Below are 20,445 nucleotides of genomic sequence, written 5' to 3' on the forward strand. Positions count from 1 at the left end.
AAATAAACTATGTCACCTTCCCGACCACTAGTGCCAGACCAAAACGCTGCTTCTTTAGTAACACAGCAGATTATTGCAGCGAATCAACCGTCGCACGGTAGGCGTCTCGAAGGCCGGTGATGGCCGGACCGGAACGCAGGATTGCACGGGAAGACGAAGCGAGGACAGCATCCGTCGCTCCGGCGAAAACCTCCCTGACCTGCGCTGGACCGGCGCCTTGTGCGCCTACTCCTGGTGCCAAAAAAGCGCCATTGAGAGCCGCAAGATCAATGCCCAATCGCTTGACAGCGTCGCCGACGGTAGCGCCTACGACGATGCCAGCAGGACCAAGGTGTTGTTGCTCACACTGACTGTTAAAGTCCGCCAGTTGGGACACGACATGACCAGCAACGCTGATTCCATCTGCGGTGCGGGCGTGCTGGACGGACGCGCCCTCAGGGTTCGAGGTGAGGGCGAGGACGAACACTCCCCTGCCGGTCTGACGTGCAAGCTCGAGTGCCGGAGTCAGTGATCCGACGCCGAGATAAGGCGACAGAGTCACGGCGTCTCCCGCAAGCGGCGACGAATCAGAGAGGAACGCATGTGCGTAACCATCCATCGTCGAGCCGATGTCACCCCGCTTGGCATCCACGATGCAGAGAGTGCCGACCTCGCGACATGCGGCGATGACCTCTTCGAGGACGGCAACACCATGCGAGCCATGCCGTTCGAAGAAAGCGGCCTGAGGCTTGAAAGCGGCCACGCGTCCACCGAGTGCCTCGATGACACGGAGGGAGAACTCTCGCACACCATTCGCGTCGTCGTCAAGTCCCCATTCTTTGAGGAGGCTGGCATGAGGATCGATACCGACGCATACCGGCCCATACGTGCGCATGGCGGTGTAGAGGCGGTCTCCAAAGCCGACGGAAGACGCCGGCTTGACAACAGATGCGGTCATCGTGTTTCCTCCGATCGGATAATGTCCCATTCCTGCAAGCTACGCACGGAGTATGCCCCGCGCATACGAACTTCGATGGCCTGCACCATCGCATTGAATGCCTGGAGTGTTGTGACAGCGGGTCGGTCTTGCGAGGCGGCAGCCGCGCGGATCTGGTACCCGTCGTTACGCGGAGCGCTGCGCTGAGGTGTATTGACGACCATGTCGATCGCCCCCTCGTTGATGAGGTCGACGACGGTCGGCTCTCCCCCGTCGCCGCGGCCCTCAGACGATTTGCGGACTGCCTGAGCTTCGATGCCGTTGCGGCGCAAAACGGACGCGGTGCCCGAGGTTGCCAGGATGGTGAAGCCCATCTCGTGCATGCGAGCCGCCGGCAGGACGATTGCGCGCTTGTCGGTGTCAGCGATCGAGATGAAGACCGTACCGGAGGTTGGCATATCGGTTGAAGCGCCGAGCTGCGACTTGGCGAAAGCCGTCGGGAAATCGCGGTCGATGCCCATGACCTCACCCGTGGAGCGCATCTCGGGACCGAGCACGGTATCGACGATTTCGCCGCCTGCGGTGCGGAAGCGCTTGAAAGGCAGGACCGCAGCCTTGACGGCGATCGAGCCACCGTCGTGAATCTCGCGGGCATCGTGGGCGGGCAACATTCCCCGCTCGCGCAGCGAAGCGATCGTCGCGCCGACCTGGATGAGCGCTGCGGCCTTCGCCAGCTGAACGCCGGTTGCCTTTGAAGCGAAGGGGACGGTACGCGACGCGCGCGGGTTTGCCTCGATGACGTACAGGGTGTCGGAGAGCAGCGCGAACTGGATGTTAATGAGGCCGCGCACGCCGACGCCGCGTGCGATCGCTTCCGTCGAGGCCGTGATGCGCTCGAGCTCGCGTGCGGACAGCGTCATAGGAGGCAAGACGCAGGAGGAGTCACCCGAGTGAATACCGGCTTCCTCAATGTGCTCCATAATCGCGCCCATGAAGAGTTCTTCACCGTCGTACAGGGCATCGACGTCGATCTCGATCGCCGCATCGAGGAAGCGGTCAATGAGGAGCGGACCGCGGGAGAAGAGCAGCTCGGAGTCGTGGCTTGCGAGGTAGTCGCGAAGCGCTGGCTCGTCGTTGATAATCGCCATGCCACGTCCGCCCAGCACGAAGGAGGGACGCACGAGGACTGGGTAGCCGACCTTTTCGGCGACGGAGATGACCTGCTCAGGCGTGTGCGCCGTATCGTGCGCGGGCGCCGGGCAGTGAGCAGCTTCGAGAACCTTGCCGAACTCCTCGCGGTCTTCGGCCAGGTCAATGGCACGCGGGCTCGTGCCCAGGATCGGCACGCCGGCGCGCTCGAGATCAGCAGCTAGCGAGAGCGGGGTCTGTCCGCCCAGCTGGACGATCATGCCTTTGACGGGTCCCGCTTCGCACTCGGCGCGGTAAATTTCCAGCACGTCCTCGAGGGTGAGCGGCTCGAAGTACAGGCGGTCGGAGATGTCATAGTCGGTCGAGACCGTCTCTGGGTTGCAGTTGACCATGATGGTCTCGTAGTGATCGCGCAGCGACATGGCCGCGTGCACGCACGAGTAGTCGAATTCGATGCCCTGACCGATGCGGTTGGGGCCTGCACCCAGGATGATGACGGCTTCGCGCTCACGCGGACGAACTTCGTTCTCCTGGTCGTAGGTCGAGTAGTGGTAGGGCGTTCGAGCAGCGAATTCGGCAGCGCAGGTATCGACGGTCTTAAAGACCGGGTGAATGCCGAAGGCGCCGCGTACTTCGCGCACCGTGTCCTCCGATAGGCCGCGCATGGCTGCGATCTGGCGGTCGGAGAAGCCGTGGCGCTTGGCCTCCGCTAGAACATCGCCGGTGAGCGCCTCAGCCTCGCGGATGCGAGTCGCGACCTCATCGAGGAGGAACATCTGGTCGAGGAACCACGGATCGATCTTGGTGGATTCAAAGAGCTCCTCCAGCGTCGCACCACCTCGGATCGCTTGCTGAACCTGGACGAGACGCCCCTCGGTGCCAACCGACGCCGCCTCGACGAGTGCGCGGGTCTCCTCGGGGCTGGGCGCTTCGCCATCCCAGTGGAACTGCACGCCGCTCTTGTCGATCGAGCGCAGGGCCTTCTGCAGGGCCTCGGTGTAGGAACGTCCGATTGCCATGGCCTCGCCCACGGCCTTCATCGACGTGGTCAGCGTCGGGTCAGCGGCGGGGAACTTCTCGAAGGTAAAACGCGGGACCTTGACGACCACGTAGTCGAGCGTCGGCTCGAACGAGGCCGGGGTCGAGCCCGTGATGTCGTTCGGAATCTCATCGAGCGTGTAGCCGGTGGCCAAACGAGCGGCGATCTTCGCAATCGGGAAGCCTGTTGCCTTCGAGGCCAGAGCAGAGGAACGCGAGACACGGGGGTTCATCTCGATGACGATGATGCGGCCGGTCTCAGGGTGGATCGCGAACTGGATATTACAGCCGCCGGTGTCGACGCCGACGGCGCGGATGACGGCGATGCCGATGTCGCGCAGGCGCTGCATCTCGCGGTCGGTGAGGGTCAGCGCCGGGGCGACCGTGATCGAGTCACCCGTGTGTATGCCGACCGGGTCGACGTTTTCAATCGAGCACACGACGACGACGTTGTCCGCCTTGTCACGCATGAGCTCAAGCTCGTATTCCTTCCAGCCGAGGATCGACTCTTCCAGCAGGACCTCGGTCGTGATCGACGCCGCAAGACCCTGGCCTGCGATGCGCTCGAGGTCCTCGGGGGTGTAAGCGAAACCGGAGCCGAGGCCGCCCATGGTGAAGGAGGGGCGCACGACGAGGGGGTAACCGAGTTCAGCGGCCGCGGCGTGGCACTCTTCCATCGTGTGGGCGATGAAGGAACGCGCGACCTCGGTGCCTGAACGCTCGACGATCTCCTTGAACTCTTCGCGGTCCTCGCCCGCGCGGATCGCATCGATCGACGCGCCGATAAGCTCGACGTTGAAGCGCTCGAGAACACCCATCTCGGACAGGGCGACGGCCGTGTTGAGAGCCGTCTGGCCACCGAGCGTGGGCAGGAGCGCGTCGGGACGCTCTTTCTCGATAATCGAGGCCACAACCTCCGGGGTGATCGGCTCGACGTACGTCGCGTCCGCGATCCCCGGGTCGGTCATGATGGTGGCCGGGTTGGAGTTAACGAGGATGACGCGCAGGCCCTCCTCCTTCAGGACGCGGCATGCCTGCGTGCCCGAGTAGTCGAACTCGCATGCCTGACCGATGACAATGGGGCCCGATCCGATGACGAGAACGGACGACAGATCGTTCCTGCGGGGCATCAGTGGGTCTCCTTAGCGGCGGTCATCAGGGTAATGAAGCGATCGAACAGCAGTTCGCCGTCGTGCGGGCCGGCAGCTGCCTCGGGGTGGTACTGGACGGAGAAAGCGGGGATGTCCAGGGCTCGAAGGCCCTCGACGACGCCGTCGTTGAGGCCGATGTGAGAGACCTCGACGCGGCCGTATCGACCCGAATCGAAGGGCGCGACGGACGGTTCGCCCACCGGAGCGTCCACCGCGAAACCGTGGTTATGGGCGGTGATTTCGACGCGGCCCGTGGCCACGTCCTTCACCGGCTGGTTGATGCCGCGGTGACCGTAGTTGAGCTTGTAGGTGCCGTACCCGAGGGCGCGGCCGAACAGCTGGTGCCCGAAGCAGATACCAAAATATGGGATACCCGCGTCTAGGACAGCGCGTAGCACACCGATCTCGTGGTCGGCCGTCGAAGGGTCACCCGGGCCGTTGGAGAAGAAGACGCCGTCCGGCTTCAGCGCCTCAATATCGGCGAAAGACGCTGTGGAAGGAACGACGTACACGCGAACGCCGCGCGCAGCCAGATGGTAGGGCGTGCGCGACTTGATGCCGAGGTCGACGGCCACCACGCGCGCGATGGGTTCCTTGCCTTCGAAGTCACCGAGCGGCTCGACCACGTAGGTCTCGTCAGTCGACACTTCGGCGGCCAGTGCCGCCCCGCTCATCGCGGGCGACTCAGCGACGATGCGCACGAGCGAGGCCACGGCCTCCTCGCCCAGGTACTGTGCACCCACGGGCAGCGCGTCACCCGAGAAGATGCCGGCGCGCATGGCACCGCGCTCGCGGATGTGGCGTGTGATCGCACGCGTGTCGACGTCGGCGATGCCAACGATCCCCTGAGAGACGAGCTCGTCTTCCAGTTCGCGGCGTGCTCGCCAGTTCGAGGCGCGGCGGGCAGCGTCGCGCACGACGAAGCCAGCGACCCAGATGCGCGAGGACTCGGGGTCCTCGTCATTCACACCGGTGTTGCCGATGTGCGGAGCCGTCATGACGACAATCTGGCGATGGTACGAGGGGTCAGTGAGCGTCTCCTGGTAGCCGGTCATGCCGGTGGAGAAAACGATTTCGCCGAGCGTGCGGCCGGACGCGCCCCATGCACGTCCCTTGAAAACGGTGCCGTCCTCCAGGACGAGCAAGGCGATATCGGACGTGGTCATCGGTCCTCCTTGGCAATCGGGGTGGCGTCGACGACCGTCGGGACGCCGCCATAGATCGTGTAGCGCACCTGTCCGGGCAGTTCCATACCGCGGAAGGGGCAGTTTGTGGAGCGGGTCCACTGCTTGGCGGGATCGACCGTGACGCGCACGGTCGCATCCACGAGGGTGACGTGTGCGGGTGCTCCGACGACGAGGCCCTGGCCCTGCGATTCAACGCGGCCGATCCGCGCGGGAACCGTCGACATGACGCGAGCGATGTCCGTCCAGTCCATGCGTCCCGTGTTCACCATCGTCTCGATAAGGATCGGCAGTGCCGTTTCCAGGCCGGTCATGCCAAAGGCACCCGCCTGCCACTCGCAGTCCTTCATTTCGAGCGGATGGGGTGCGTGGTCGGTGCCGATGCAGTCGATGGTGCCGTCGGCCAGGCCTTCGCGCACCGCCTCCACGTCTTCAGCTCGGCGCAGCGGTGGGTTCACCTTGTAGAGCGGGTCGTAGGTGGCCGCCAGCTGCTCGGTGAGGAGCAGGTGATGGGGCGTTGCTTCAGCTGTGATGTCCACGCCTTGGGCCTTGCCCCAACGCACGAGGTCAACCGAACCCGCGGTGGACAGGTGGCACACATGCAGGCGTGAACCCACGTGCTTGGCAAGCAGGATGTCGCGCGCGATGATTGCTTCTTCGGCGACGGCAGGCCAGCCTGCTAGACCGAGCTCACCCGACAGCGTCGACTCATTCATCTGAGCGCCTTCGGTGAGGGCAGGATCCTGACTGTGCTGGGCGATGACGCCGCCAAAACCCTTGACGTACTCCAGCGCACGACGCATGAGGACGGGATCGGATACACACTTGCCATCGTCGGAGAAAACGCGCACCTTGGAACGCGAACGGGCCATTGAGCCGATCGATGCCAGATGCTTTCCTTCCAGACCCTTGGTTACCGCACCAACGGGGCGTACCTCCACCCAGTCGGCCTCCTCTCCCAGGCGCAGTACCTGATCGACGATGGCGGCCGTATCCTGTGTGGGCGTGGTGTTCGCCATTGCGTGAACGGCCGTGTAGCCGCCGACCGCAGCAGCGCGGGTGCCGGTGAAAACGGTCTCTGCGTCTTCACCGCCGGGCTGGCGCAGGTGGGTGTGGATGTCAACGAGGCCCGGCAGGGCGATGAGTCCCTCGGCGTCGATGACGCGGGGGTCGCGCACACTGTTGCGGGCATCTGCGCCGATGGCGACGATCGTGCCGCCCGACAGCGCGATGTCGGTCGGCTCCCCGCCCAGGAGCGAAGCCCCGGTGATGAGGATGTCACGGGTCTGTTCAGTCATTGCTGTGTCCTTCCGAAGCGAGGAGCAGGTAGAGGGCGGCCATGCGGATGCAGACGCCGTTGGACACCTGTTCGACGATGACAGATTGGTCTGAGTCGGCTGCCTCAGCGCAGATTTCGAGACCCCTGTTCATGGGACCCGGATGCATGACGACAGCGTTAGGACGCAGCGTCGCAAAGCGGGCGGGTGTGAGACCGTATTCAGCGTGGTAGGCGCCAGGCGAGGGGAAGAAACCGCCGCCTGCACTCGACATACGCTCGCGCTGCACGCGCAGCATCATCACCGCATCGGGGCCGCTCGCTAGGGCTTCATCGAAGTTGTAGGAAGTCTCGCAGTTCCACGTCTCGACGCCAATGGGCAGCAGCGTCGGAGGGGCCACGAGGGTGACGCGTGCGCCGAGGAGTGTCAGCAGATCAACGTTCGAGCGCGCCACGCGCGAGTGGAGCACATCGCCGACGATGACGACGTGCGCGCCGTCGAGGCCCGACCCCGGGATCGGTGCACCGTCCTCGCCAAGCGAGGGAGCGTAGTGACGCCGCAGCGTCATGGCATCGAGAAGCGCCTGCGTCGGGTGTTGGTGGGTGCCGTCACCGGCATTGAGGACCGGGAGGTTCATCCAGCCGGCGTGCGCAAGACGGTGAGCCGCACCCGAGGACGAATGACGCACGATGACTGCGTCCGCGCCCATGGCCTCGAGCGTCAGCGCGGTGTCCTTGAGCGATTCGCCCTTCGACACAGACGATCCGCGCGACTGGAAGTTGATGACGTCAGCGCTCAGGCGCTTGGCTGCAGTCTCGAAAGAGATGCGAGTGCGGGTGGAATCCTCGAAAAACAGGTTGACGACGGTCTTGCCCTGAAGCGTAGGGAGTTTCTTCACACCGTGACGTTGCGTCGAGGCCATCTGCTCTGCCGTATCGAGGATTAGAATCGCCTCCTCGCGCGTCAGGTCGCGGATCGAAATGAGATGATTCAAGCTCATCGTTTACAGGCCTTTCCCGAGAAGGACGCCGTCGCGCCCGTCTGTTTCGTCGAGCAGAATAGTGACGGTTTCGTCGCGGGAGGTCGGCAGGTTTTTGCCGACGTAATCCGGGCGAATGGGGAGCTCACGGTGTCCTCGATCAATGAGAACGGCGAGCTGAACGGCCGCGGGGCGGCCGATACGGGTGAGAGCATCGAGGGCAGCCTTAATGGTGCGCCCCGTATAGAGGACATCGTCGACGAGGATGACAGTCTTACCATTGATGCCGCTTGCCGGAACAAGCGTCTCCTTTGGCGCGCGTAGCGGCTGCGAGGCGAGGTCGTCGCGGTACATCGTGGTGTCGATGATTGCGAGTTCGGCATAGGTGCCGGAAACCTCTTTAATCCGGTTGACGAGTCGCCGTGCGAGAGTCGCTCCCCGTGTCGGTATGCCCGCGATGACGAGATTATTGCTGCCGCCGTTGCGCTCGACGATCTCATAGGCGATGCGTGTCAGAGAGCGAGCGACGTCGCCAACTCCCAATACTTCTTTGCCGCGCGATGCGCGATCTGCGTGCACTTCGGCCACGCGCACTCCTTCCCCGCCTCACGGGACGGTCATTAAAGGATCTGTCGTAGTTCCATCCTACGCCCGTCATCAGGTAAGGGTGTGACCCCTCCACGTGTGAAACCCCACGTGGCTAGCACGAATTGCCGTGAATCCGGAGAAGTCGCGGACCCGTGTGGGCCAGTTGGGTGAGCATTCAAGCGCGGCCTCGGGTTTGAGGACATACCCGGTAGGGGTATTGGTACATACCCCTACCGGGTATTACGTCTCCCATGTCAACACGCTGTACCGTTAGCACTGCAATGAAAGGGGTTATCCCGGTAAAATTCGATGTGCGCTAACGGCGCCTATGAAACTTTCCGACAGAAAGGCCAGCCCATGACCATCGAACAACTGCCCCAGCCCGAGGTTCGCGGCGGCGGCTGTGGCTGCGGCGAGCACGATCTCCCCGAGCCGACCATTGATGCAACCGCTATCCCCCACCGTCTGCGTCATGCGGCCGTCCTCGGTGCTGCCCAGTCGATGAACGCCGGCGAGTCCTTCATCATCCGCGCTCCCCACCTGCCCCGACCGCTGCTCGCTCAGATCGCGCAGTTGCCCGGCGAGTGGACCTTCGAGGTCATCGTCGACGGTCCCGAGTTCTGGGATGTGCGAACCACCCGCCTCGCTCTCTGATAGCAGGCAGTAAAGGGGGCAGGATCGTGGCGATCCTGCCCCCTACTGATATGCCTACGATCCCATCGAGACAGCCATCCTGGTCGGCTGCATCTGCACTCGGCGCGGGCATTAAAGGAAAAAGTGGGGCCGACTCTCATCCGAGAGTCGGCCCCACCAGGCATGGAGAGCGAGCGCTCAGTACTCCTCAAGGAGTTCATCGAGCTCGTCTTCGACGCTGCCACCATCCAGCGGCTTGGCACCAGCAGGCAGAGACCGTGCGGGCGCTTCCTGCGCGGGCAGCTCATTGTCAGACGACGACTCGGTCTCATCGGGAGCGCGCACATCCTCCTCATCGGAGCTGCGACGCAACCACGCGGGTGACGCAAGGTCCTTGCGGATTGCGTCGAGGACCGCGTTCACAAACGACGGCGACGTGTCAGTCGAGATCGATCGGACGATCGAGATTGCCTCGTCGATAACAATGATCGGCGATACCTCGTCGTTCTCGAGCATCTCCCACACCGCCACGCGCATGACCGCGAGGTCGACGGCGGCGATGCGATCCAGACCAGGTACGCGAGCATGCGCCGAGATCAGCGAATCGATGCGACGCAGATTGTCCGCCACACCGGCGATGATCTGGATCGAGAACTCCGGGAGCGGAGTCTGAGCCGCGGTGATGACGCGACGCTCGCGCAAGAGGTCGCGCAGCACGTCGGGGTTGGATCCCATGCCGCGCTGGTCGGCCTCGTAGACAACGTCGGCCGCGCGCTTGCGGGCCTTGGTGCGCGAGGTGAAGCGGTGCTGCTTCGACATTACTCGGTCACGCGACCCGAGTACGAGCCGTCGCGGGTATCAACCTTGACGCGGGTGCCTTCCTCCATGAAGAGGGGAACCTGAATCTCGTAGCCGGTCTCGAGGGTCGCAGGCTTGGTGCCGGCGGAGGAGCGATCGCCCTGCAGGCCGGGCTCGGTGTGCGTGATCGTCAGGACGACGGTCGCGGGCAGTTCGACGAAGAGGACGGTGCCGTCGTGCTGGGAGACGATGACGTCCTGGTTCTCGACCATGAAGTTGCGGGCATCACCCACGGTCTCGGCGGGAACGTTGATCTGCTCGTAGGTGGACTGGTCCATGAAGACGTAGTCGGTGCCATCCTGGTACAGGTAGGTCATGTCGCGACGGTCGACGGTCGCGGTCTCGATCTTCAGGCCCGCATTGAAGGTCTTGTCGACGGTCTTGCCGGACAGGACGTTCTTGATCTTGGTGCGGACGAAGGCCGGGCCCTTGCCGGGCTTGACGTGCTGGAATTCGACAACCTGCCAGAGCTGGCCGTCGATGACCATAACCAGGCCGTTCTTCAGATCATTGGTCGTTGCCACAGGGGTACCTCACTTGTGAAGGAATCAGTAATCAGGGGTCAGTTTACACGCGCGTGCGACCAAATCCGCGACTTCTTGCGGGGTGCGCTCACTCGTATCGACTGTTGCATCGGCCACGGACGCGTACGCCTCCCGTGCTCGCTTCATCAGTTGGGTGAGAACAGCGCGGGGTGCGCCCAGGCCCACTGAGCGGGGCGCGCCGAGGCCTTCTCGGCGTGATACCGCGGAAAGATCGGCGCTCAGCTCGATGACAACCGCGCCGTTTGTGCGCGCTCGCGCGATTGACGAGGCAGTGACGGGGTCGAGCGGTTGCGAGGCGCCGAGCGTGACAATGCCCTCGTCAAGGCCAAGAAGGCGATCGGCCTCCTCACGTGCGGTGTCAGCAAGGCGTGGATCACGGCCGATGACGAGGCTGCGCATCGAAGCGCCCAGCCGCGCCTCAACGGCCTCGTCGACCTCGTAGAAGGGCAGGTCGTGGCGGCGGGAGAACTCGCGGCCAACGGTGGACTTACCCGATCCCGTGACCCCAATGAGCACGATGAGGCTCATGCGCTAATCCCGATCTGCATAGCGGGTGCTACCAGCTCCGAGGGCTCCACGGAGACGGTACTGGGCTTCGCGATACCGTCGAGAAGGACAAAACGCAGAATCCCACGGCGCACCTTCTTATCCGACAGCATGATGCGTGTCAGCTCTTCCAACGTGCTTCCCGAATAACGCGTGGGCAGCCCGACACGGGAGAAGAGCTCATCATGACGGGCAACCTCCTTGGCGCTCAGCTGCCCACGGGCGTGAGCGAGTCGCGCAGCGAAGCAACATCCGACCGCCACCGCGTCCCCGTGTCTCCAGGTGTAGTCGTTCGCGCGCTCGATCGCATGAGCGAGCGTGTGCCCGTAGTTGAGGATCTCGCGCAGGCCACCCTCCGTCAGGTCCGCTGACACGACGCGTGCCTTGACTGCGATTGCTCGGGTCGTGATGTCGGTAAGGTAGGGGCTGTCAGCACGGAGCAGCTCCTGCGGATCGGTCGACTCGACGATGCGCAGGATCTCCGGGTCGGCGATGAATCCACACTTAATGACCTCGGCGGCACCTGCCGCCAGATCCGGGCCGGGAAGGCTGTCGAGGAGGTCCATATCGGCGATAACGGAGGTGGCCGGGTAGAACGAACCGACGAGGTTCTTGCCGATCGATGTGTTGATGCCGGTTTTTCCGCCGACCGCGGCATCCACCATGGCAAGAAGCGTGGTCGGTACGTTGATGAGGGTGATACCTCGCAGCCACGTAGCAGCGACGAAACCGGCCATGTCAGTGGTCGCTCCCCCGCCCATGGCGATGATCGCATCCTTGCGCCCGAGTTGGAGGCGTCCGCACTCGTCCCACAGGGATGCGACGACCTCGATCGACTTCCCGGCCTCGGCATCGGGATGATCGGCCGTCGAAGCGTCAATTCCGCGGTCACGCAGGTACTGCGCTAACGAGGCCGCACGCTGTGCGAGCGGCCGCGCATGAATGATAAGCACCTTGGACGCGGCCTCATCGAGGGCCTCACGGATCGGCTCGAAGCCAAGCCCGTGTCCGATGGTGATAGTGGAGGGGTGTTCTCCTATGACCTCGATGGTTGTGCTCATGAGTGCTCCAATTGCTGTGCAATGGCGGTGACGACGTCGTCGACCGGACCGGGGCCAGATTCAACGACGATGGTGGCGACAGACCGGTAGTGAGGCTCGCGCTCGGTGCGCAGCCGCGCGAGCGTCCCGGAGGGATCCTCGGCCAGCAGCGGCCGATGCGTCTTCGAGGCAGTACGACGAACGAGTTCTTCGTGGGGAGCATCAATGTAGACGACGGTGTGGCCGGCAAGCAGGTCACGAACGGCCGGAGTTGCCGCCGCTCCTCCACCCAGCGAGACGACAGTGTCGTGCGTCAGGGCCTGCGCAACGGCCTCGGTTTCCATTGCGCGGAACGCTGCCTCGCCGTCGGAGGCAAAAATCTCTGCGATGCTCCTGCGCTCACGTTCGACGACGAGGGCATCTGTATCGATGTGGCTCACGCCGAGGCGCTCGGCCAACAGACGCCCAACCTTTGACTTGCCAGCGCCGGGCAGTCCGACGAGGACGACGGGACCTCGGGCACTCATGCGCGCTCCCCCACGACGCTCAGGTAAGCCTCCAGATTGCGTCGCATCTCTTTCACAGAGCGCCCACCAGCATGTTCGAAGAGCGCGTCAGCGAGAATGAGCGCGACCTCAGCCTCAGCGATCACGGCACCGGGAACGACTTGGCACGTATCGGAACGCTGGTGCAAGCCAACGGCCTCTTCGCCGGTTGCCAGATCCACGCTGCGCAGGGCACGAGGCACGGTTGAAATGGGCTTGAACGCGGCTCGCGCGATGATCGGCGAACCGTTGGAGGTCCCGCCCTCGATCCCACCCGCGTGGTTAGACGTACGAGTCAGGTGGCCGTCGGGTCCGTGCACGATCTCGTCATGGGCCTGCGATCCGAGCAGCGCCGCCTGCGCGAAACCATCGCCGATCTCGACGCCCTTGACGGACTGGATCGACATGAGGGCCGCCGCCAGGCGTGCGTCGAGGCGTTCACGAGCACTCACGTGAGTACCCAGGCCAACGGGAATACCGTAGGCGATAACCTCGGCAACGCCACCGATCGTGTCACCCGCGTGTTTGGCAGCATCGACGGCTGCCTCGAAACGGGCGTTGTCGGCCGGGTCGAGCGCGCGCATCGATGCTTCGCAGAGGGCCGCCTCATCGGCGGGCGTAGGAAGAACGCTAGCCGTGGCGCGTTGGCCACCAACGGAGACCACATGGGAGACGAGGCCCACGCCCGCAACCTGATCTAGGAGCGCCTCGGCAAGAACACCGAGGGCGACACGTGCTGCTGTCTCACGCGCACTCGCACGCTCGAGGACCGGACGGGCCTCGGGCAAATCGTAGGAGAGCATGCCCGGAAGATCCGCATGACCGGGACGAGGCCTCGTCAACGGTCGGTTTCGAGCAATCTCGCGCTCGTCGCCCGTTCCTGCGTCAATCAGCAGGGCGGAAGGATCCACGGGATCCGCGCTCATCACCGTCTCCCACTTCGGCCATTCGGAATTACCGATACGAAGAGCGACAGGAGCGCCGGTGGTGACACCGTGGCGGACACCAGCCAGGATGGACACCTCGTCCGCCTCGAACTTTTGGCGGGCACCACGACCGTATCCGAGGCGACGGCGTGCCAATGCGCGTCGTAGATCATCCGTCGTCACATGCAACCCTGAAGGAAGCCCCTCAATCGTGGCGATCAGTGCGGGTCCGTGCGATTCTCCGGCGGTCATCCATCTCAGCATGTCTCCCAGTGTCCCACACGCTGCGACGCTCATGCCCGGTGGCTCTCACGGGATGAGCGATCAGGACTGAGGCGCGTTATCCCCTGCCGTGGCCGAACCCGGCTCAGTGCCGAGAATATCGATAACAACGCACAGGGTGTCATCGCCCGCGGCGAGGTCCGGCGGGATCGTGATCGCTAGGCGCGAGCCGACTTTTTGATCAACGAGCGCATTCGCAAGGCCCTTCATCGCGGTGTTGAGATTCACCACGGCTGGCACACCCGTTTCCCAGGTGTTGACGCGGACGACGCCGTCGGTCCAACCGAGAACGGTGAACTGAGCGACAACGCGGTCACCCTCGTGAACCTGAACGCCATCGCCCTTCATGAGGGTCTGTGTCGTCACGCCGCCGGGGAGCGTCGCAATGTGACTGATGAGCGGCCCCTCCGGGCTCATCTCGACACTCATTGGGCCGACGGTAGCATCGACTGACGTGCCGGTGGCGATGGAGGGAAGAATGTCGACGACGTCGATTTCCATGGTGTTGGGAGAGCCATCCCCCATGGCGACGGTGCGGAAGGCAAGGATACGCGACCCCTCACGCTTGCCGGTCACCAGCATGGCGAGGTCTGAGCTAATCTGATCCGATCCAACGATCCCGAGGCTCATCTGTGGACGACCGGACTCGGAGAGCATACGTCCGTTTGTCCCATCAAAGGCTGTGATCGAGACGAGGACGGGAGAGCCTTCCGTGATCTCGCGACCGCTGCCTTCTTCGATGACGCGAGCCTTGAAGCCATCGACTTCCAGCGGTGCCTTGATGTCAATTGTCGGTGTGGCCCCCACGCGTCCCGAGACCGCCACACGATCGAACAAGGGAAGCGTCGTCGACTGGGCGCTCGCTTCTGCGCCCGGTACCGTCTCCGTACGCGAAGAGGGAGCAAATACCCACCACGTGAGGCCGCCACCCACGAGGATCAATGTGAGGGCCAGGCCGATACGTAGAAACAACCCACCGCGCGAGGCCCCTTGCGTGCGAGAAGCACGCGCGGCGGCGCGCTGCGATGAGCCTCTCACGCGGCGCGTGGAAGGCGAATCGGGCGATGACGACTCGGTGCTCATGCGGGAATCGTAGGAGACGACGCGTCAATCTGCCCGATGAGGGCATCGACGCGTGGGTCCGTCGTAGCCAGCGGGTCCTGCAGTGACAGCGGAATCGTCTGGGATTCGTCGAGGCGCACGTGCACCCAGTCGACGCTCAGATCGGCTCGCGCGTCCTCGGCGGCGGCGATAATGCGTCCGCGCAGGGTTGCTCGTGTCGTCGCCGGTGCAACTGTCTGTGCACGGCGAACACCCTCGGCGGTTGTCAGGCGTCGCATGAGCCCCGCACTCTCCATCCGGTCGCGTAGGCCATCCGCCGTGATCTCAGAGTAGGAGAGCTCGAGTCGAGCGACGCGCGGATCTGCGAGCGTGGCGCCGCTGCGTGCGCAGTAAGAGGTGAGCAGCTTGTGCTTGATCGCAATGTCGAGCTCGGTGTCGATGTCACTCCAGTCCCCGCTAGCAATCGCGTCGAGGCCCCTGCCCCACAGATCGACGACGTAGGCGCGCAACGGGTCAAGTTCGGAGACAGGGATGCGTGACAAGACACGGTCTCGGATCTCGCGCTGCATGGTGACGGCGGTCGTCATCCTGCCGTTGGCTAGCTCAATGGCTGCCGATCCGCTCAGATCAGCGTTCACCTCGCGAATGGCGCGCATCGGATCAGCGAGAGCCAGATCTTCGATGTGAAGGCCGTCCTCAATTGCGTGGATAAGCAGTTCGGTCATGCCGACCTTGAGGGCGGTAGTGGGCTCCGCGACGTTCGTGTCGCCGACGATCACGTGCATCCGGCGGTATGCACCGGAATCAGCTAATGCCTCGTCACGGGTGTTGATGATCGGGCGCGAGCGCGTCGTCGCGGATGAGACGGCATCCCACATCTGATCGGCTCGCTGCGAGAACTGAAGCCGTGGGGCCGCCGCGGCGGTATTGATCCACCCGTTTCCAACCAGGATCTGACGCGTCACGAAGAAGGCGACGAGCGCATCGGCGACCTGGCGGAAGTCGCGGCGACGGTGCAGGAGGTAGTTCTCGTGACAGCCGTAAGAGTTGCCCTGCGAGTCGAGGTTGTTACGGAAGAGATGCAGACGCAGATCCGTACCAAGCTCGGATAGTGCATTGTCAGCCTGCGTTGCAAGGTCGGCGAGCATGGTAGAACCGGCGCGATCCTGCTCGAGGAGATCCTCAAGCCGATCACATTCAGCGGTCGCGTACTCCGGGTGCGCGCCAACATCGAGGTACAGGCGCCCGCCGTTGCGCAGGAAGAGATTCGACGAACGGCCCTGGTGCAGGAGTGGCTCGAACAGCTGGCGTGCGGCGTGCTCGGCATCCATCGGCTTGGCGCCGCTGGGTGATGCTGCGGTGAGCCCGTACTCGGTTTCGATGCCGAAAACTCGACGCCTCACCTCACTGGCCGCCCTTCTGGACGAAGCCCTGAACGAATGCTTCCGCGTTGGTTTCCAGAACGGAGTCGATTTCGTCAAGGAGGGAATCGATCGACGAGGTGCGCGCCTGAACCTGGCCGCCGACCTCGGTGACGTCGTCCTCGGGGGTGGGGCCGCCTGCGAAAATCTGATTCGACATTGTTCGTTCTTCCTTCTTTCGTGGATAAGTGGATTATCGGGTGGATGTGTCGCGCGCGTCCGCGATCGGGAAACGGACAAAGTCCCCTTCACCGGGATCGAAGACAAGCGAGGTCCACGATGCTTTCACGAGATCGCGGCGGTGAGCGACCGCCCACCCTCGTACGTGCGCACGCGTGTTGGTCGGCGCAACGTCGGCTGCACGTTCGACGTCCTCGTCGGTGACGAGGCGCGTCACCATGCCGGCCTTCGCCAGACGATAGACGAGGCCGTGGCTGGGACGCAGGTCCGACCATTGCAGGTCGATCGCGCTCAGGCGCGGATCGTTCCAATCGAGGCCCGCACGTTCCTTCTGACGCTTGATGAGCTGGTATTTGCCCACCCACTCGACCTCGGTGGCCACGGAGAAGAGATCGGCCCTCATGCGATCCAGAACCGACTGCCACAGGGTGAGGATTTCCTGGTCGGCGGCCGTGGGTGTCGTTCCTGTTTCCGCGAAGGTGTCGAGCACCAGGTCCAGATACACCTGCTGAAGTTCGGCCGCAGTATAGGCACCGCCCGCCGTTGAAACCTTGTAGTCGAGGTCTGGATGGTGGGACACGTTCCATGTCTCTTGCACGGGATCATCCATAACGAGGGAATCCCAGCGCAGGTCAGTGCCCTGCTCGATCGCCCACAGGACGAGGGAAGTCGTACCAAAACGGAGGAATGCCGACACGTCGAACATGTTGCCGTCGCCGCCGATGACATGGAGGCGGCGGAACTGCGCGGGGTTTGCGTGGGGTTCGTCGCGCGTATTGATAATTGGGCGATTGAAGGTCGTCTCGAGCCCGACCTCGTTCTCGACGAAATCGGCGCGCTGAGACATCTGGAAGCCGGGCACCTCGCTCTTCTGCCCACGTCCCACGCGGCCCGCTCCGCAGATCACCGGGCGGGTCACCATGAAGGGCGTCAGCCCACGGACGATCGCGTCGAGATCGGTGATGCGAGGCATCTGGTAGTTCTCGTGCGTTCCGTAGGCGGCTCCCTTGCCGTCGGTGTTGTTCTTGACGAGGACGATGGGCTCTTCGCCCTGTTCTTCCAGGCGCGCCATGACTCGCTGAGCAACGACCTCACCGGCGCGATCCCACAGCAGAGCATCGCGTGCACCGATCGTCTCCGGGGCGGAGTATTCGGGGTGGGCGTGGTCGACGTAGAGCCGTGCGCCGTTCGTCAAGACAGCTGTCGTGGCGGCGGGAAGTGCCAGCTCCTCCGCCGTGGGGCGAGCAACGCGCTCGGATCCGCCCGATGGTGCGAGGTGGTAGGGATCGTCGGTGAGAAGTGAGGGATCAACGGCCGCCCGTGACATACGCATGCCGCGCAGATCGTTCAGCGGATCCTCACCGGTATAGTCCCACCGCACGACACCAGCCCCCTGCGCGGGTGTGCCCCTACGGCTGATTTCACCGTAGGTGGTCACCACTGTCGTGGATAGGGCGATCGGATTCGCCCATGCGTCGCCGGGACGGTAGACACCGTACTCGGTCTCGGTACCGATAATGCGTTCGCTGCTCATTTCACTGTTCCAATCGGCTTCACATTCACGATTTCGGGGGCGAGGCCACTGGTACGGGCCCAATCTTCCGGCGACGATGTCGCTGCGAGTTCCAAGGACTCATTCATCTCTTCATGGACGCCACGCAGAAGATGCTCCATGCTCAGACCACACGAAGCTCCCGTCAGCGCGTCCTTGATCGCATACTTCTTGGCGCGCTCAACGATCCCGGCAATGAGCGCACCGGACACGAGGTCGGACAGGTAGATGCGCTTGTGGTCGCCATTCACGAGTGTTGCGAGGAAGAGTGCGGTCGTCTCATTGCGTGCGTAGAGCGCATCGACAGCGCGCTGGCTCATCCCCGCCACGGCCTCGTTGATGCCACCGAAACGCTCGATTTCCGAGGCATGGATGGGCACCTGCGGGGTCAGGTACTTGGAGAAGATGTCGAGTGCCCCCGCGCGGTCGGGACGATCCACACGGATACGCACGTCGAGGCGCCCAGGTCGCAACACCGCGGGATCGATCATGTCTGCGCGGTTGGATGCTCCGATGATCACGACGTTATCGAGCGATTCAACGCCGTCCATCTCTGCGAGTAGCTGCGGGACAATCATCGTTTCGACGTCCGAGGATACGCCCGTCCCACGCGTGCGGAACAGCGCCTCCATCTCATCGAAGAAGATAACGACGGGGGTATCGCCGGCCGCAAGGGTGCGCGCGCGAGCGAAGATCGCGCGAATCTGGCGCTCCGTCTCACCGACGAACTTGTTGAGCAGTTCGGGACCCTTGATGGACAGGAAGAACGTCGAGGCTCCCCCTCGCTTGGAGAGCGAGTTAGCAACCGCCTTCGCGATCAGGGTCTTGCCCGATCCAGGAGGACCGTACAGGAGAATACCCTTGGGCGGGCGAAGCCCAAACTGGCGATAGAGCTCGGGGTGGTTGAAAGGCATCTCAATCGAGTCGCGTACCTGCGCGATCTGATCGTCGAGACCGCCGATGTCCTCATACGTGACATCGGGGACCTCGGGGGTCAGCAGCTGCTCGACGTCCTCGCGCACGATGCGTTCAAACGCGATCCCGGCACGTGCATCCACGACGAGGGAGTCGCCGGGTCGAAGATTGCCGTGACGCAGCGGACCGGCAAGCTCGAGGAGAGTCTCAGCACCGCCTTCAGTGGCCACAAGAACACGATCTGTGCCGACCAGTTCGAGGACGGAGACCACCTGTCCACTGCGCGGAAAATCATCGGCAGCGACAGCTATCGACGTGTCGTCGAGGCGCACCCACTGCCCGTACGACAGGTCCGTCACGTCGAGCTTTGGCGACGCGGCAACGCGCATTCGCTTGCCAGCGCTCACGACCTCGATCTGACGCGACGAAGGGAAAGCACGTACAAAAGTAGCCAGCGTCTGCGGGGGACGCGACACGTCGGCCAGCTCCCCCTGCAGGCGGATCAGCTCGGTGCGCGCCGTTGTCAGCGCACTCGTCAGGCGGCCGTTCTTCTCCTCCAGGGAGATCAGACGCCGCTGCAGGGACTCGCGATCAGTAGCCTCACTCATCGGTCGCGCCCTCGCGTCCTTCCGATGCCCATGTGTCCGCCTGAGCGACGACGTCGCGACGCACCTTGCGCACCTTCTTCTCGGAGTTGACGCGCTGACCAACCTTTTCGAGGCTCCAGTCCTGCTCGTCGTCCCACGCGCCTCCCTGGCCCTCGGCGGCCTTCGCCGGCCGCGTCGAACGCTCCTGTGGCGTGACGCCGGGCGCAAGAAGGCGGGTAATAACAAGGAAACCGGTGTGGGCGACCATGCGGTGCTCGGGGCGCACAGCGAGACCATCGAGGTGCCACTCGCGGCGCATATCCTCCCACGCGATCGGATCGGTGAAACGCGCAGACGTACGCAGATCCTCGACGAGGCGAGACATCTGCGTCACGGTTGCGACGTAGCACACGAGGACGCCGCCCGGAATCAGGGCATGCGTGATGGCTTCGATGTTCTCCCAGGGAGCCAGCATGTCGAGGACGATGCGGTCAACGCTGCCAGCCTCAGCCGACCACAGGATCTCGTCAACGTCTCCAACGTGCAAGTCCCACGCAGGATGGCGACGGCCGAACCACAGGTCGACGTTGGCTGCCGCGATGTCGGCGAAGTCCTGGCGACGTTCCACCGAAATGAGATGCCCCTGCGGGCCGACTGCATCGAGAAGTGCCATCGAGAGGGCACCGGAGCCCGCACCAGCCTCGACGACGGTTGCACCTGGGAAAATGTCACCCATGTGGGTGATCACGCCGGCATCCTTCGGGTAGACGACGGCTGCGCCGCGGGGCATTGACATCACATAGTCGACCTGAAGGGGGCGCAGAATCTGGAACTGGCGGCCTTCTTCAGTGACAATCACCTGACCGTCAGGACGGCCAATAACGTCGTTATGGTTAAAGCCACCGCGGTTGGACTGGAAACGACCACCGCTGACGAGGATGACTTGGTGGAAGCGCCCCTTGGGGTCACGAACCTGAACGCGGTCACCCTCGGCAAGCGGGCCTCGGCGGGTGGGCTGACCGAAATCAGTGGCCGATATCGAAGTATTACGTTGAATAGACATTACGTAAA

19 protein-coding genes are annotated in these 20,445 nt (G+C 63.6%); 1 reads left to right on the forward strand and 18 read right to left on the reverse strand.

Translation table 11 applies throughout. The features are described from left to right. Positions 1 to 70: 70 nt before the first annotated feature. The 6 genes from pyrF to pyrR are packed head-to-tail and all read right to left on the reverse strand — an operon-like array spanning position 71 to position 8,282. Entirely contained in the window at positions 71 to 937 is an 867-nt protein-coding gene (gene pyrF, locus O3684_RS03450; protein WP_500065101.1) for an orotidine-5'-phosphate decarboxylase, read from the reverse strand. Further along, positions 934 to 4,233: a carbamoyl-phosphate synthase large subunit gene (carB, locus tag O3684_RS03455; protein ID WP_500065102.1), complete on the reverse strand. Its 3,300-nt coding sequence runs from the start codon at positions 4,231 to 4,233 to the stop codon at positions 934 to 936. Before carB ends, pyrF begins: the two co-directional genes overlap by 4 nt. Then, entirely contained in the window at positions 4,233 to 5,420 is a 1,188-nt protein-coding gene (gene carA, locus O3684_RS03460; protein WP_500062275.1) for a glutamine-hydrolyzing carbamoyl-phosphate synthase small subunit, read from the reverse strand. The genes carB and carA overlap by 1 nt, the downstream gene beginning before the upstream one ends. Then, on the reverse strand, positions 5,417 to 6,736 hold the full coding sequence (locus O3684_RS03465) for a dihydroorotase (protein ID WP_500065103.1): 1,320 nt from the start codon (positions 6,734 to 6,736) through the stop codon (positions 5,417 to 5,419). The genes carA and O3684_RS03465 overlap by 4 nt, the downstream gene beginning before the upstream one ends. Continuing rightward, positions 6,729 to 7,715: an aspartate carbamoyltransferase catalytic subunit gene (locus O3684_RS03470; protein WP_500065104.1), complete on the reverse strand. Its 987-nt coding sequence runs from the start codon at positions 7,713 to 7,715 to the stop codon at positions 6,729 to 6,731. The genes O3684_RS03465 and O3684_RS03470 overlap by 8 nt, the downstream gene beginning before the upstream one ends. 3 nt (positions 7,716 to 7,718) lie before the next feature. After that, positions 7,719 to 8,282: a bifunctional pyr operon transcriptional regulator/uracil phosphoribosyltransferase PyrR gene (gene pyrR / locus O3684_RS03475; RefSeq protein ID WP_500065105.1), complete on the reverse strand. Its 564-nt coding sequence runs from the start codon at positions 8,280 to 8,282 to the stop codon at positions 7,719 to 7,721. Between the two features lie 357 nt (positions 8,283 to 8,639). Between pyrR and O3684_RS03480 the strand changes: the two genes are divergently transcribed. After that, positions 8,640 to 8,936, forward strand: coding sequence for a DUF2249 domain-containing protein (locus O3684_RS03480; protein WP_016461648.1), 297 nt, complete (start codon positions 8,640 to 8,642; stop codon positions 8,934 to 8,936). A 177-nt stretch (positions 8,937 to 9,113) separates the two neighbouring features. On the opposite strand, the gene nusB is transcribed toward O3684_RS03480, so the two are convergent. The 12 genes from nusB to O3684_RS03540 are packed head-to-tail and all read right to left on the reverse strand — an operon-like array spanning position 9,114 to position 20,437. After that, on the reverse strand, positions 9,114 to 9,734 hold the full coding sequence (gene nusB, locus O3684_RS03485) for a transcription antitermination factor NusB (RefSeq protein WP_500065106.1): 621 nt from the start codon (positions 9,732 to 9,734) through the stop codon (positions 9,114 to 9,116). After that, positions 9,734 to 10,297, reverse strand: a complete 564-nt coding sequence (gene efp, locus O3684_RS03490) for an elongation factor P (RefSeq protein ID WP_009055954.1) — start codon at positions 10,295 to 10,297, stop codon at positions 9,734 to 9,736. Before efp ends, nusB begins: the two co-directional genes overlap by 1 nt. A 24-nt stretch (positions 10,298 to 10,321) precedes the next feature. Further along, positions 10,322 to 10,846 carry a shikimate kinase gene (locus tag O3684_RS03495; RefSeq protein WP_500065107.1) on the reverse strand — a complete coding sequence of 175 codons (525 nt, stop codon included), beginning with the start codon at positions 10,844 to 10,846 and terminating at the stop codon, positions 10,322 to 10,324. Next, positions 10,843 to 11,925: a 3-dehydroquinate synthase gene (gene aroB / locus O3684_RS03500; protein ID WP_500065108.1), complete on the reverse strand. Its 1,083-nt coding sequence runs from the start codon at positions 11,923 to 11,925 to the stop codon at positions 10,843 to 10,845. Before aroB ends, O3684_RS03495 begins: the two co-directional genes overlap by 4 nt. Beyond that, entirely contained in the window at positions 11,922 to 12,431 is a 510-nt protein-coding gene (locus tag O3684_RS03505; protein WP_500065109.1) for a shikimate kinase, read from the reverse strand. Before O3684_RS03505 ends, aroB begins: the two co-directional genes overlap by 4 nt. Then, the gene (gene aroC / locus O3684_RS03510; protein ID WP_500065110.1) at positions 12,428 to 13,639 is read right to left on the reverse strand and encodes a chorismate synthase; all 1,212 of its coding nucleotides are present in this window, start codon (positions 13,637 to 13,639) and stop codon (positions 12,428 to 12,430) included. The genes O3684_RS03505 and aroC overlap by 4 nt, the downstream gene beginning before the upstream one ends. Positions 13,640 to 13,699: 60 nt before the next feature. Further along, the gene (locus tag O3684_RS03515; protein ID WP_500065111.1) at positions 13,700 to 14,740 is read right to left on the reverse strand and encodes an FKBP-type peptidyl-prolyl cis-trans isomerase; all 1,041 of its coding nucleotides are present in this window, start codon (positions 14,738 to 14,740) and stop codon (positions 13,700 to 13,702) included. Beyond that, positions 14,737 to 16,122, reverse strand: a complete 1,386-nt coding sequence (gene pafA / locus O3684_RS03520; protein WP_500065112.1) for a Pup--protein ligase — start codon at positions 16,120 to 16,122, stop codon at positions 14,737 to 14,739. The genes O3684_RS03515 and pafA overlap by 4 nt, the downstream gene beginning before the upstream one ends. Position 16,123: 1 nt before the next feature. Next, positions 16,124 to 16,300 carry a ubiquitin-like protein Pup gene (locus O3684_RS03525; protein WP_500065113.1) on the reverse strand — a complete coding sequence of 59 codons (177 nt, stop codon included), beginning with the start codon at positions 16,298 to 16,300 and terminating at the stop codon, positions 16,124 to 16,126. Positions 16,301 to 16,333: 33 nt separating this feature from the next. Then, entirely contained in the window at positions 16,334 to 17,854 is a 1,521-nt protein-coding gene (dop, locus tag O3684_RS03530) for a depupylase/deamidase Dop (RefSeq protein WP_500065115.1), read from the reverse strand. After that, complete coding sequence (gene arc, locus O3684_RS03535; protein ID WP_500062261.1) at positions 17,851 to 19,395, reverse strand: proteasome ATPase; 1,545 nt, start codon at positions 19,393 to 19,395, stop codon at positions 17,851 to 17,853. Before arc ends, dop begins: the two co-directional genes overlap by 4 nt. Continuing rightward, the gene (locus O3684_RS03540; RefSeq protein WP_500065117.1) at positions 19,388 to 20,437 is read right to left on the reverse strand and encodes a tRNA (adenine-N1)-methyltransferase; all 1,050 of its coding nucleotides are present in this window, start codon (positions 20,435 to 20,437) and stop codon (positions 19,388 to 19,390) included. The genes arc and O3684_RS03540 overlap by 8 nt, the downstream gene beginning before the upstream one ends. Positions 20,438 to 20,445 lie beyond the last annotated feature (8 nt).

Origin of the sequence: Pauljensenia sp. 20925_1_27 (genome assembly GCF_041432835.1) — a bacterium.
In the GTDB taxonomy this organism is placed as follows: Bacteria; Actinomycetota; Actinomycetes; order Actinomycetales; family Actinomycetaceae; genus Pauljensenia.

Coding starts and splice junctions, on each gene's coding strand:
- aroC (WP_500065110.1), bottom strand. CDS start 13,639: ATGCTGAGATGGATGACCGCCGGAGAATCGCACGGACCCGCACTGATC.
- O3684_RS03470 (WP_500065104.1), bottom strand. CDS start 7,715: ATGAGCTTGAATCATCTCATTTCGATCCGCGACCTGACGCGCGAGGAG.
- nusB (WP_500065106.1), bottom strand. CDS start 9,734: ATGTCGAAGCAGCACCGCTTCACCTCGCGCACCAAGGCCCGCAAGCGC.
- carB (WP_500065102.1), bottom strand. CDS start 4,233: ATGCCCCGCAGGAACGATCTGTCGTCCGTTCTCGTCATCGGATCGGGC.
- aroB (WP_500065108.1), bottom strand. CDS start 11,925: ATGAGCACAACCATCGAGGTCATAGGAGAACACCCCTCCACTATCACC.
- pyrF (WP_500065101.1), bottom strand. CDS start 937: ATGACCGCATCTGTTGTCAAGCCGGCGTCTTCCGTCGGCTTTGGAGAC.
- O3684_RS03480 (WP_016461648.1), top strand. CDS start 8,640: ATGACCATCGAACAACTGCCCCAGCCCGAGGTTCGCGGCGGCGGCTGT.
- arc (WP_500062261.1), bottom strand. CDS start 19,395: ATGAGTGAGGCTACTGATCGCGAGTCCCTGCAGCGGCGTCTGATCTCC.
- dop (WP_500065115.1), bottom strand. CDS start 17,854: ATGAGCAGCGAACGCATTATCGGTACCGAGACCGAGTACGGTGTCTAC.
- carA (WP_500062275.1), bottom strand. CDS start 5,420: ATGACCACGTCCGATATCGCCTTGCTCGTCCTGGAGGACGGCACCGTT.
- O3684_RS03495 (WP_500065107.1), bottom strand. CDS start 10,846: ATGAGCCTCATCGTGCTCATTGGGGTCACGGGATCGGGTAAGTCCACC.
- O3684_RS03515 (WP_500065111.1), bottom strand. CDS start 14,740: ATGAGCACCGAGTCGTCATCGCCCGATTCGCCTTCCACGCGCCGCGTG.
- O3684_RS03465 (WP_500065103.1), bottom strand. CDS start 6,736: ATGACTGAACAGACCCGTGACATCCTCATCACCGGGGCTTCGCTCCTG.
- O3684_RS03525 (WP_500065113.1), bottom strand. CDS start 16,300: ATGTCGAATCAGATTTTCGCAGGCGGCCCCACCCCCGAGGACGACGTC.
- O3684_RS03540 (WP_500065117.1), bottom strand. CDS start 20,437: ATGTCTATTCAACGTAATACTTCGATATCGGCCACTGATTTCGGTCAG.
- O3684_RS03505 (WP_500065109.1), bottom strand. CDS start 12,431: ATGAGTGCCCGAGGTCCCGTCGTCCTCGTCGGACTGCCCGGCGCTGGC.